This is a genomic window from Caulobacter sp. GW821-FHT10A10, from assembly GCF_059415745.1.
In genome coordinates this window covers 16,971-29,527 of record NZ_JBWKNV010000008.1, presented here as the reverse complement: position 1 = coordinate 29,527, position 12,557 = coordinate 16,971, and the positions used below count along the sequence as shown (strand labels likewise).

The 12,557-nt window shown below is 70.4% G+C and carries 11 protein-coding genes; all 11 read left to right on the top strand.

Translation table 11 applies throughout. The annotated features are described in order from the left end of the window. Positions 1-3 precede the first annotated feature (3 nt). The gene (locus AC07NS_RS20950; protein WP_494606370.1) at positions 4-3,189 is read left to right on the top strand and encodes an efflux RND transporter permease subunit; all 3,186 of its coding nucleotides are present in this window, start codon (positions 4-6) and stop codon (positions 3,187-3,189) included. Between the two features lie 289 nt (positions 3,190-3,478). After that, complete coding sequence (locus tag AC07NS_RS20945) at positions 3,479-3,661, top strand: Flp family type IVb pilin (RefSeq protein ID WP_494606368.1); 183 nt, start codon at positions 3,479-3,481, stop codon at positions 3,659-3,661. A gap of 96 nt (positions 3,662-3,757) precedes the next feature. Continuing rightward, the gene (cpaB, locus tag AC07NS_RS20940) at positions 3,758-4,654 is read left to right on the top strand and encodes a Flp pilus assembly protein CpaB (RefSeq protein WP_494606366.1); all 897 of its coding nucleotides are present in this window, start codon (positions 3,758-3,760) and stop codon (positions 4,652-4,654) included. Positions 4,655-4,726: 72 nt separating this feature from the next. Beyond that, the gene (locus AC07NS_RS20935) at positions 4,727-6,130 is read left to right on the top strand and encodes a type II and III secretion system protein family protein (RefSeq protein WP_494606364.1); all 1,404 of its coding nucleotides are present in this window, start codon (positions 4,727-4,729) and stop codon (positions 6,128-6,130) included. Beyond that, positions 6,102-6,419, top strand: a complete 318-nt coding sequence (locus AC07NS_RS20930) for a hypothetical protein (RefSeq protein ID WP_494606363.1) — start codon at positions 6,102-6,104, stop codon at positions 6,417-6,419. The genes AC07NS_RS20935 and AC07NS_RS20930 overlap by 29 nt, the downstream gene beginning before the upstream one ends. 2 nt (positions 6,420-6,421) lie before the next feature. Beyond that, on the top strand, positions 6,422-7,906 hold the full coding sequence (locus AC07NS_RS20925) for a TadE/TadG family type IV pilus assembly protein (RefSeq protein WP_494606361.1): 1,485 nt from the start codon (positions 6,422-6,424) through the stop codon (positions 7,904-7,906). Then, positions 7,899-8,399, top strand: a complete 501-nt coding sequence (locus tag AC07NS_RS20920) for a TadE/TadG family type IV pilus assembly protein (RefSeq protein WP_494606359.1) — start codon at positions 7,899-7,901, stop codon at positions 8,397-8,399. The genes AC07NS_RS20925 and AC07NS_RS20920 overlap by 8 nt, the downstream gene beginning before the upstream one ends. Continuing rightward, complete coding sequence (locus AC07NS_RS20915; RefSeq protein WP_494606357.1) at positions 8,396-8,989, top strand: TadE/TadG family type IV pilus assembly protein; 594 nt, start codon at positions 8,396-8,398, stop codon at positions 8,987-8,989. The genes AC07NS_RS20920 and AC07NS_RS20915 overlap by 4 nt, the downstream gene beginning before the upstream one ends. Further along, positions 8,986-10,197, top strand: a complete 1,212-nt coding sequence (locus tag AC07NS_RS20910) for a CpaE/TadZ family protein (protein ID WP_494606355.1) — start codon at positions 8,986-8,988, stop codon at positions 10,195-10,197. Before AC07NS_RS20915 ends, AC07NS_RS20910 begins: the two co-directional genes overlap by 4 nt. A gap of 5 nt (positions 10,198-10,202) precedes the next feature. Continuing rightward, entirely contained in the window at positions 10,203-11,549 is a 1,347-nt protein-coding gene (locus AC07NS_RS20905; RefSeq protein ID WP_494606353.1) for a TadA family conjugal transfer-associated ATPase, read from the top strand. Positions 11,550-11,553: 4 nt separating this feature from the next. After that, entirely contained in the window at positions 11,554-12,549 is a 996-nt protein-coding gene (locus tag AC07NS_RS20900) for a type II secretion system F family protein (protein ID WP_494606351.1), read from the top strand. Positions 12,550-12,557: the final 8 nt, after the last annotated feature.

The following is a 12,557-nucleotide window of genomic DNA, read 5'->3' as shown; positions in this document are numbered from 1 at the left end:
ACCATGCTGAGCAAACTCGTAGCCTTTTCGGTCCGCCACCGCTTCGCCGTGGTGGCCGCGACCCTCGCCGTCGCCGCGTTCGGGGTCGTGGAGCTGTTCAAGCTGCCGATCGACGCCACGCCCGACATCACCAACAAGCAGGTGCAGGTGACGACCGTCGCCCCGGCCCTGTCGCCCGAGGAGATCGAGCAGCGGGTGACGACGCCGGTCGAGACGGGCCTGGGCGGCGTGCCCGGCCTGATCGAGACCCGCTCGATCTCGCGCAACGGCTTCAGCCAGATCACCGCCGTCTTCGAGGAAGGCGTCGACATCTATTTCGCCCGCCAGCAGGTGGCCGAGCGGCTGGAGGCCGTGCGTGCCGACCTCCCCGCCGACGCCAAGCCGGCCATCGCCCCGGTGACCACGGGCCTGGGCGAGGTGATGATGTGGACCGTCGAATACCGGCCGGTGAAGTCGCCCAGGGCCGGCGTCCCCGGTCCGCAGCCCGACGGCAGCTACCTGACGCCCGAGGGCGAACGGCTGTTCAGTGAGAAGGACAAGGCCACCTATCTGCGCACGGTGCAGGACTGGATCGTGACGCCGCAGCTGCGCACGACCAAGGGCCTGGCCGGGGTCGACGCCATCGGCGGCTACGTCAAGGAATACGCCGTGCGGCCGGATCCGGCGCGGCTGGCGGCCTATGGCGTGGGCCTGAACGAACTGGTCGAGGCGGTGGAGCACGCCAACACCGTGGCCGGCGCCGGCTATGTCTCGCGCGGCGGCGAGGCCTTCGTGGTGCGAGCCGACGCGCGGGTGACCTCGCTGGCCGACCTGGCCTCGGCGCCGGTGACCAGCCGGGGCGGCTTGGTGGTGCGCGTCTCAGACGTCGCCCAGGTCGAGATCGGCCAGGCCGCGCGCCTGGGCGCGGCTCAGGAGAACGGCGAGGAGGTGGTGATCGGCACGGCCCTGATGCGGGCCGGCGAGAACAGCCGCACGGTAGCCAAGGCGGTCGGCGAACGCCTGAAGGCCATCGCGCCCTCGCTGCCGCCGGGCGTGGCGGTCAAGACGGTGCTGGACCGCACCGACCTCGTCGACCGCACCATCGCCACGGTGCGTAGGAACCTCGCCGAGGGCGCGCTGCTGGTCGTGGTGGTGCTGTTCCTGCTGCTGGGCAATGTGCGGGCGGCGATCATCACCGCCCTGGTCATCCCGCTGGCCTTCCTGGTCGGCGTGATCGGCATGAACCGCTTCGGGGTCAGCGGAAACCTGATGAGCCTGGGGGCGCTGGACTTCGGCCTGCTGGTGGACGGGGCCGTGGTGGTGGTCGAGAGCACCCTGACCCGCATGGGAGCCCGCCGCGCGCTGGAGGGCCGTGACCTGACCCTGGCCGAGCGGCTGGAGGAAGCCGTCGGCGCGGCCGCGAAGATGGCCAAACCGGCCGCCTTCGGCCAGGCGGTGATCCTGCTGGTCTACGCCCCGCTGCTGGCGCTGGAGGGCGTCGAGGGCAAGATGTTCCAGCCGATGGCGGCGACGGTGATGCTGGCCCTGGCCGGCGCCTTCGTCCTGACCTTCACCTTCGTGCCGGCGATGACGGCGTTGCTGGTGAAGGCGCCCAGGACGGCGCACCAAGAGACCAGGGTCGAGAGCCTGGCGCGGCGGCTGGTCGAGCCCGCCACCCGCTGGGCGGTCGATCGGCCGCTGGTGGTCGGCCTCGGCGCGGCCGGCGCGGTGCTGGTCGGGCTGCTGACCTTCCTGTCGCTGGGACGGGAGTTCATGCCCACTCTGGATGAGAAGGATGTGCTGGTTCAGGCCCTGCGCACGCCCAGCGCCTCGCTCGAGCAGTCTATCGAGATGCAGGGACGGCTGGAGAAGGCGCTGCTGAAGGTTCCCGAGGTGGCCTTCGTGTTCTCCAAGACCGGCACGGCCGAGATCTCGACCGACCCAATGCCGCCGTCGATCAGCGACACCTTCGTGGTGCTGAAACCGACGCGCGACTGGCCCGACCGCGGCCTGAAGAAAGCCGAGGTGGTCGAGAAGATCGAGCAGGCGGCCGCCGGCCAGATCGGCTCGGCCTACGAGATCACCCAACCGATCCAGATGCGGTTCAACGAGCTGATCTCGGGCGTGCGTTCGGACGTGGCGGTGAAGATCTATGGCGACGACCTGGCGGCCATGGAACGGACGGCCGGCGAGGTCGCGGCGACGCTCGGCAAGATCCCGGGGGCGGCCGACGTGCGGGTCGAGCAGGTCTCGGGCCTGCCGATGATCACCGCCGAGGTCGATCGCGCGGCGGCCGCTCTATACGGCCTGCACGCGGCCGACGCCGCCGACGCCGTGCAGATCGCCCTGGCCGGCCGCGAGGCCGGCAGGGTGTTCGAGGGCGACCGGCGCTTCGACGTGGTGGTGCGCCTGCCCGACGCCGCGCGCAACGACCTGGCCGTGGTCGCCCAGACCCCGCTGGCGATCAACGACGGGGCGGGCTTCGCGCCGCTGGGCTCGGTGATCCGCTTCAAGGAGGGCGAAGGCCCCAACCAGATCAGCCGCGAGAACGGCAAGCGCCGCATCGTGGTGCAGGCCAATGTGCGCGGCCGCGATCTGGGCGGCTTCGTCGATGAGGCCCGTGCGGCGATCGGTCGCGAGGTCCCACTGCCGCCTGGGACCTGGGCCAACTGGGGCGGGCAGTTCGAGAACCTGCAGCGGGCCGAGGCGCGGCTTGGCCTGCTGGTTCCCGCTGTCGCCCTGCTGATCGGCGGGCTGCTCTGGATGGCGCTGGGCTCGGCCCGGCAGGCGGCGCTGGTGTTCGCCTGCGCGCCTTTGGCGCTGGTGGGCGGAACTCTGGCCCTGGCGGCTCGGGGCATGCCGTTCTCGGTGTCGGCCGCCGTCGGCTTCATCGCCGTGTCGGGGATCTCGACCCTAAACGGCCTGGTGCTGCTGCAGGCCATCGGCGAGCGGCTGGAGGCCGGCCTCGATCCGGCGGTCGCGGCCGTCGAAGGGGCGATGTCGCGGCTGCGGGCGGTGCTGACCACCGCCCTGGTGGCCATGCTGGGCTTCCTGCCGATGGCCCTGGCCCACGGCGCGGGCGCGGAGGTGCAGAAGCCCCTGGCCACGGCGGTGATCGGCGGCTTGGCCGTCGCCACCCTGCTGACGCTGGTGGCCCTGCCGAGCCTGGCCGCGCGGTTGGCCCGTCCGACGAGGGCTCACGACGCCTGACGTCCGGTCGCGGCGTCCAGGGAAGCCGGCTCTCCGACAACCCTGCGACGCCGCGAGCAACTACACACGCAAAGATGTATTCACCCGAGACGCGACCATTACCCCTCCAGTACTGCAAAATAGTGCGCATCACATATGCGACCCAGGAAACCGTAGCGCGTTTTAATTAGGCCGATCGATGTATTTACTTACCAATCCATTAAGATCTTAATTCCCTCCGAAGGGGGAAACCTCTTCTTCGCCCGTAACAATAGAAGCTCGGGCAGGACATTAAGAGGAGGAATTGAGAATGAATACTCTGCGCAAACTGATCTTGGAGGAAGACGGCGCCGCCGCCGCGGAATACGCCCTCATCCTGGCGATCATCGGCAGCGCCATCGCCGTGGCGGCCGTGCTGCTGGGCACCAACATCGGCACCGCCATCACCGACGCCGCCACCTGCGTGGCCAATCCGTCGGCCGCCAACTGCTGAACCAAGTCGTCGGCGACGCGGGCGGCAAGCCGCGTCGCCGACCCATGACGAAGGGCTAGGACAGGCCCGCCGTCGACGTGGGGAGGGGGTCGAACGATGCAGACCAAGACCATCATATCGCTGGGCGCAGCCGCGGTGCTGGGCCTGGGCGCCGTGCTCGCCGCACGGGTCTACATGAGCGCCGGGCGCGATGACGCGCCGGCCGTCAAGGAAACCGGCTCGACGCCCGTCGTCGTCGCCTCGCAACCCCTCGCCAGGGGCTTCAAGCTTCAGGGCGCGGTGCTGAAGGTCGCGCACTATCCGGCCGACGCCGTGCCGCAGGGCGCGTTCCGCACCATTCCGGAGGCCGCTTCCGGTCCCGGCGGCGCCCGCATCGCGCTGAAGGACATCGCCGCCAACGAGCCGATCCTGGCCGACCGGGTCTCCGGCGCGGGCGGACGCTCCAACCTCGCCAGCTCGCTGGGCGAAGGCATGCGGGCGGTGTCGCTGCGCGCCAACGACGTGGCCGGTGTCGGCGGCTTCGTGCTGCCCGGCGACCGGGTGGACGTCATGCTGACCCGCAGCCAGGACAACAACCAGCCCGAGACCAGCCTGACCCAGGTGCTGGCCGAGAACGTGCGGGTCGTGGGCGTCGATCAATCCGACGACCAGAGCGCCGACAAGCCCGTGGTGGTCAAGGCGATCACGGTGGAGGTCACCCCCGACCAGGCCCAGGCCATCACCCTGGCCCAGGCCGTGGGCGCGCTGTCGCTGGCCCTGCGCCAGATCTCCGACCAGTCGCCGCTGGGCCGCCGGACCATGACCCTGGCCGACCTGTCGCGCGGCATGGGTCCGACGCCCGTCTCCAGCCCGGCCGCGGCCGGGCCGGTGCGGGCCTCGGCGCCGCGCCGCCCGCCCGTCCGCCGTCCCGCGACGACGACCATGCCGCCGATGTCGACCGAGGTCCGCGTGACGCGCGGCGTCGAGACCACCGGCTATCGGGTGGGGCTCTAGACCATGGCCACGCCCGCTCCTCATCCCTCCAGCCGCGGCGCCAGGACGGCGCGCGGCGCAGGATCCGCTCACATGACCCTGAAACACACGCTGCTGGCCGCGGCGGCCGGACTATTGCCGCTGATGGCGGTCGCCCTACCGACCACCGCCCCCCAATCCGCCAAAGCCCAGCCCGCCGCCCTCTCCGACGCCGCCGTCCGCAAGGTCGAGGTCAATGTCGCCGTGGGCAAGGCCCAGGTGCTGGAGCTGCCCGCTCCGTACACGGACATCATGATCGGCAACCCCGACACCGCCGACGTTCTGCCCCTCACCTCGCGCTCGGTCTATGTGGTCGGCAAGAAGCTGGGCGGCACCACCCTGACCGCCTACGGCCCGGGCCGCCGGCTGGTGGCCGCCGCCAACGTGGTGGTCGGCGCAGACGTCGAGACCCTGCGCCAGCGGATGCGCGAGGCCCTGCCCGACGAGGACGGCCTGAAGGTCGCCTCGGGCAACCAGTCGATCGTGCTATCGGGCACGGCCAGCAGCGGCGCGGTCGCCGGCCGGGCCGCTGCCCTGGCCGAGAGCTACGCGCCCGGCCAGGTGGTCAACATGCTGTCGGTGCAGGGCAGCCAGCAGGTCACGCTGTCGGTGCGCATCGTCGAGATGGAGCGCGCCACGGCCAAGGCCCTGCGGCTGAACATGAACACCGCCAACCCGGCCTCGCCGAACTACCACAACTTCGTCATCGGCACCGGCGACACCGGGGTGGCCACCACCCTGACCGACACCTTCGGCTTGCTGAAGTTCCCGCTGCGGGCCGGCGACGTTGATCTGGACGTGCTGTTCGACGCCCTGGAGACCAAGGGCCTGGTCAAGACCCTGGCCGAGCCGAACCTGACGGCCATGTCGGGCGACACCGCCAACTTCCTGGCCGGCGGCGAGTTCCCCGTCCCCGTGGCCCAGAACCAGAGCGGCGGCCAGACGACGATCACGGTCGAGTTCAAGCAGTTCGGCATCGGCCTGGCCTTCACCCCCACCGTCCTGCAGGACGGGCTGGTGAACCTGGTGGTCAATCCCGAGGTCTCGAGCATCGACCCCAACGCGTCGTTCGTCAGCAACGGCCTGCGGATCCCCGGCATCAAGGTGCGGCGGGCCAAGACCACGGTCGAGCTGCGCGACGGCGAGTCCTTCACGATCGCGGGCCTGATCCGCGACGACTACCAGGACCAGATCCGCCAGTTCCCGATGCTGGGCGACCTGCCGATCCTGGGCTCCCTGTTCCGCTCGACCAGCTACCAGCGCAACCAGACCGAACTGGTGATCCTGGTCACGCCGCATCTCGTGCGGCCCACGCGGGCCCGGCAGGCCACGCCCGCCGACCGCTTCGTGCCGCCGTCCGACACCGAGCTGTTCCTGCTGGGCAAGACCCAGTCGAGCCAGCAGCCGTCCACGTCCAAGGGAGGGGCCGATGCGCCTCAAGGCCATGTCCTTCAATAGGATCCTGCTCGCCGCCGCGTCGCTCGCCGCTTCCGGGGCCGCCCTCGCCGGCTGCACCGACGCCCGCAAGGACCTGTCGCCCGACTTCGGCGTCGCCCTGCGGTCCAACCTCACCGCCCAGATCGCCGATCCGGAGGCCCGCTACGAGGGCGTGCTGCAGCCCGGCGGCGACGGGGTCCGCGCGACCCTGGCGGCCACCCGCTACGGCAAGAACCAGGTGATCCAGCCTGTCCAGGCCAACACTTCCAGCATCGACAACAAGGGAGCGGCCAAGAGTCCGGCCAACTGACCATGTCGCGCGCTTCTTCCCTCTTCCGGCGTTTTGTCCAGGACCGTTCGGGCACGGTGGCCACCCTGACCGGCGTGGCGCTGATCGGGCTGGTGGCGATCGGGGGCCTGGCCTTCGACGTCAGCCGCGCCCTGGCCCTGCGGGCGGAACTGGAGAACGCCGTCGACGCCGCCGCCCTGGCCGGCGCCAGCCAGTTGGACGGAACGAGCGGCGCCATGGGCCGGGCCCAGACGGCGGCCATGGGCAGCCTGGTCAGCAACCGCCAGGCCCTGGGCGACACCTATGAGAGCAACGTCGCCGTCGCCGCCAGCGACATCACCTTCCTGTCCAGCCGGGATCCGGACGTCACGGCGACCACCGACGCCACCGCCAAGTTCATCCGCATCAACCTGGCGCCCAGGGCGCGGGGCCTGGTGTTCGGGGCGCTGACCGGCGCGGCCGGCTTCAACGCCACGGCCCGGGCGGTGGCCGGCTACGGCACGGCGCTCTGCAAGTCGCCGCCGCTGATGATCTGCAATCCGAACGAAAGCACGAGCCTGGTGTTCGACGGCGACAACTACATCGGCAAGAACTTCGTCCTGACCCCGCCACCCGGCGGCAACGGCGCCTGGGGACCGGGGAACTTCGGCTTCCTGTCGGTCGGCTCGGGCGCCGCCGACGTCAAGAACGCCATGGGCCGCAATCCGCCCCTGACCGAGTGCTTCGGCACCACGGTGCAGACCCAGACCGGCAACATCGCCTCGGCCGACGACTACTTCAACGTCCGCTTCGACATCTACAAGTCCTCGGCCAGCGGGTTGAAGAGCGACCCGCTGTACCTGCCGGCGATGAACACCATGGTCGGCGCCAAGACCAACGCCGGCAACAGCGCCTGCACGCCCAGCGTCTCCGTGCCGAGCAACAGCTGCTCCAGCAGCGCCGCGGTGAGCACGGGCATGGGCTTCCCTCGCGACTGCAACCAGTCGAGCGTGGTCGGCAGCGGCGTGTGGAACGTCGCCCAGTACTTCGCCACCAACCACTCGGGCATCAACCCGACCACCTACACCCCGCAGGTTCCGGCCGGCTCGACCGGAACCGGTTGGGCGGCCTACGGCCCAGCCCCGGTGACCGGCGCCACCAGCCCCACCCGCTACCAGGTCTACAAGTGGGAGCTGGCCATGCTGAGCGGGACGATCTCCAAGCCCGCCGGCGCCTTCTCCGACAGCCAGACCGCGACCAGCGGCTCGCACGACTACGCCGCGCCCCAGTGCAACAAGACCGGGGCCCAGGTCTCGCCAGACCGGCGGACGATCTCGGCCGTGGTGGTCAACTGCAACGCCGACAACGTGCACGGCAGCTCGACGGTGCACGTCATCGCCTATGTCGACCTGTTCCTGATCGGCCCGGCCGTCAGCAATTCGATCTACGGCGAGGTGATCGGCGCGACCACGGACACCTCGGCGGTAGGCGCCGAGACCACGCTCTATTCGGTGCGCCTCTATGACTAGCCGCCCCGCCCTTTTCCGCCGGCTTCTGGCCGGGCGCAGCGGCTCGGCGGCGGTCGAGTTCGCCCTGGTGCTGCCGTTCATGGTGCTGCTGAGCTTCGCCTTCGTCGGCGCGGGGCGGCTGTTCTGGAACTACCACATCGCCGTCTCGTCGGTGCGCGACGCGGCCCGCTACGCCGCCCGCCTGCCGATGAGCTGCGGCGGCCTGACCAACGCCGGCGACACCACCAAGGTGCAGAACGTGACCCGCACCGGTACGGCGGACGGCTCGGGCTCGCCCCTGATCGCCACCTGGACCAGCAACGCCACCGTGACGGTCACCGTCTCGTGCGTCAGCAACGCCGGCGGAACCTATTCGGGCCGCTACGACGGCATGACCTCGGTGCCCCGCGTGCAGGTTTCCGCGACCCCGCCCTACATCGAATCCTTCGGCCCGCTGACGGGCGTCACGCTGACCTCGTTCACGGTCAGCGCCCAGCAGGCGTGGACCGAATGACCCGCCTTCCCCCCCTCCTCGGGCGCCTGGCCCGCGACAACGACGCCTCGACGGCCGCCGAGTTCGGCCTTGTCTGCTTCGCCTTCGTCTCGATGCTGCTGGCGGTGATCGACATGGGCCGACTGGGCTGGACCATCAACACCGCCAAGACCGCCACCCGCGAGGGCGCGCGCCTGGCCGTGGTCAGCCCGATCGTCTCGACCTACATGGCCACCTACGACGGCACGGCCACCTATGGCGGCGGCGGGACCGTGCCGGACATGGCCTTCAGCTGCGCCGGCTCGAGCTCGACCTGCACCCAGACGCAAGGCAGCGGCGGCTCGGCGGGCTTCGACAACACCACCTTCGCCGCCGTCGTGACCAAGATGCAGCACTACGATCCGGAGATCACGGCCGCCAAGGTCACGATCGTCTATCGCCATGTCGGCATCGGCAAGGTGGGCAACCCCTACGCCCCGGACATGGAGCCACTGGTCAGCGTCAGCGTGACCGGCCTGACCTTCCAGAGCGCCGCCCTGCAGATCTTCGGCGTCGCGCCCTTCACCCTTCCCACCATGACGTCGACACTCAGCGGAGAGAGCCTGTCATGAGCCTGCTCCACTTCGGCCGTCCGAAGACCACCCCGCCGCTAGCCGCCCCCGAGCGCCCCACCGCCTGGCGCGTGGGGTTGTGCGGGGCGGGCCTGGGCGCCGATCCGCCGGTGGCCATGCTGTCGGCGATGTTCCCGGCCGTGACCTTCCGGCTGCTCGAGGGCGCCTGGCCCGAGCGCGCGGCCCACACCTTCGACCTGCTGATCGTCGGACTGGACGGCGCCGATCCGGCCGAGGTCGAGCGGATGACCCAGCGCATCGCCGCCAGCGCCGGCCGCATCGAGGTGCTGGTCGCCATGCGCGGCGCCGAGATCGACGCCACCCGTCGACTGCTGCACCAGGGCGCCGCCGACGTGCTGCCGGCCCCGGTCAGCGACACGACCCTGGCCATCGCCCTGGAGCGGATCTTCTGCCGGCTCGACACCGGCCGGGCCCACAAGCGCAGCGGCGAAATCATCAGCCTGCTGAAGGCCGGCGGCGGGGTCGGCGCGACTTCGCTGGCAGCCCAGGCGGCGGTGATGCTGGCGGGGCGCGGGGGCGGCGGCGTCTGCCTGGCCGACCTGGACGTGCAGATGGGCGCGGCGGCCCTCTATCTCGACGTCGGCGACGCGGTGACGATCAGCCAGGTGCTGGCCGCCGGCGGCGCGGTCGAGGAGATGCCGTTCGCCTCGTCCCTGCCCGCCCATCGCAGCGGCGCGGCCGTGCTGGGCGCGCCCCAGGAGATGATGCCGGTCGAAGCCCTGAGCCCGGCCCTGGTCGATGGCCTCATGGCCGCCCTGCGCCGTGACTTCGAAACGACGCTCGTCGACCTGCCCACCGTCTGGACGGCCTGGACCAACCGCCTGCTGCGCCAGTCGCAGCGGATCGTGCTGGTCACCCGTCTTTCGGTGCCTCACGTGCATCTGGTGCGGCGGCAACTGCACATGCTGGCCGCCCAGCGGCTGGATGACGTGCCCCTGACCCTGGTGTGCAACCAGGTCGAACCCGACAGCGCCAGCGGCCTCTCGCTGAAGGCGGCCGAGCAGGCCATCGGGCGGAACTTCGACCTCGTGATCCCCGAGGATCGCAAGCTGATGCACCAGGCCATCGACCAGGGCGTGGCCCTGGGCGCGGTGCGCCGGGGCAGCAAGCTGGAGGCGGCGATCGGCCGCCTGACCGAAACTCTCGCGCCGGCGCAAAGGCTCGCCGTCGCCCAGGCCGGACGGTGATCGCCATGCTGTGGAGCGAGGAAACCCGCCGCGTCGAGACCCAGGCGGCGGCCGCCGACTACGCCCAGGCCCCGCCGATCGACGACGCCCTTGGCCTGAAGGTGCGGCTGCACCAGCGGCTGATCGACCTGCTAAACCTCAGCCTGCTGGACCGCACCCCGCGCGAGACCCTGCGTCAGGAGATCCGCGGCGCGGTCAGCGGCCTGCTGGCCGACGAAAAACGCCTGCTGACTCCGGCCCAGACCGACCAGCTGGTCGACGAGATCCTGGACGAGTTGCTGGGCCTGGGCCCGCTCGAGCCCCTCCTTAAGGACGACACCGTCACCGACATCCTGATCAACACCCACGAGACGGTCTATGTGGAGCGGTTGGGGCGCCTGCACCGCACCAATGTGCGCTTCCAGGATACCCGCCACCTGGTGCGGATCATCAACAAGATCGTCGCGGCCGTGGGCCGGCGCATCGACGAGAGCCAGCCGATGGTCGACGCCCGCCTGGCCGACGGCAGCCGCGTCAACGCCATCATTCCGCCGCTGGCCGTGGACGGACCGCTGGTCTCGATCCGCAAGTTCTCGCGCGTGCCCCTGGCCATGTCCCGCTTGGTCGAACTGGGCAGCATCACCAGCGAGATGGCCCTGGTGCTGGAGGCGGTCGTTAAGGCCCGGCGCAACGTGCTGATCTCGGGCGGCACCGGCTCGGGCAAGACCACCCTGCTCAACGCCATGTCGGCCTATATCGACGACCACGAGCGGATCATCACCATCGAGGACTCCGCCGAGCTGCAGCTCCAGCAGTCGCATGTCGGCCGGCTGGAGACCCGCCCCGCCAACATCGAGGGCCAGGGCGAGATCCAGCAGCGCGAGCTCGTGCGCAACGCCCTGCGCATGCGGCCCGACCGCATCATCGTCGGCGAAGTCCGCTCGGGCGAGGCCTTCGACATGCTGCAGGCCATGAACACCGGCCACGACGGCTCGATGACCACGGTGCACGCCAACACCCCGCGCGACGCCCTTTCGCGGGTCGAGCAGATGGTCGGCATGGCCGGGCTCGACATCCCCGCCCGCTCGGTGCGCGGCCAGATCGCCTCGGCCATCCACGTGGTGGTGCAGGCCGAGCGGATGGAGGACGGCGCCCGCCGCATCGTGTCGGTCTCGGAAATCACCGGCATGGAGGAGGACGTCATCTGCATGCAGGAGATCTTCCGCTTCCGCCGCGCGGGACGGACGATCGACGGCAAGGTCGCCGGCGCCTACGAGGCCACCGGCGTGCGGCCGCGGTTCATGGAGGTGCTGCACGCCCGCGGCGTGGAGCTGCCGTCGAACCTGTTCTCGCCTGGCCGGATCTCGGGGTGACGCCATGGACAACCTGCTCTTTCCGATGGCGCTGGTGCTGGCCTTCGTGGCCGCCGTGCTGGCCGGCCAGACCATCTTCGACCTGCTGCTGTCGGCCCGCGAACATACCCAGAGGGTCAATCGCCGCCTGACGCTGATGGCCGGCGGCATGAGCCAGGACAAGGTCTACGAGGCTCTGGTGCGCGATCCGCGCGGCAGCTGGATCGACCGCTCCTCGTTCGGCGCGCTCTACGGCAAGGCCGTGCTCTATCTGCGCCAGGCGGGGATCACCGCCGGGCCGTTGCAGGTGCTGGGCGTGACGGCGGCGGTCGCCGGCGGCCTGTGGCTGCTGGCCCTCGTGTTCCTGCGCGGCCAGCCGGTGGAGACGCCGGTCTCGCAGGTGCTGGTGACGGCGATCGGCGCGGCGGCGATCAGCGTGGCCGTCGCGGCCATGTGGATCATCAACCGCCACGCCACGCGCCTGGCCAAGCTCGAAGAACAGCTGCCCCTGTCGCTGGACGTCATGATCCGCGCCCTGCGCGCCGGCCATCCGGTGATCTCGGCCGTCGGCCTGGTGACCCAGGAGATGCCCGACCCGATCGGCAGCGAGTTCGGCCTGGTGCTGGACGAGACGACCTACGGCGTGGAGTTCCGCGACGCCCTGGCCAACCTCGCCCGCCGCACCGGCTCGCCCGACGTGGCCTTCTTCTCGGTCAGCATCGCCATCCAGAGCGAGACCGGCGGCAACCTGGCCGAGATCCTGGCGGGCCTGGCCACCGTGATCCGGGGTCGCGCCTCGCTGGCCAAACGGATCCGGGCCCTGGCCAGCGAAGGCCGGATGTCGGCCCTGATCCTCAGCCTGCTGCCGGTGTTCTGCGTCGGCGTGGTCAGCGTGTTCCGGCCGGAATTCTACACCAACAAGTTCTCCGATCCCGCCTTCTGGCCCGTCGTGGCCGGCGTGATCGGCCTCTACTTCATCGGCCAGCTGATGATCCGCCGGATCGTCAACTTCAAATACTGAGGCCGCGC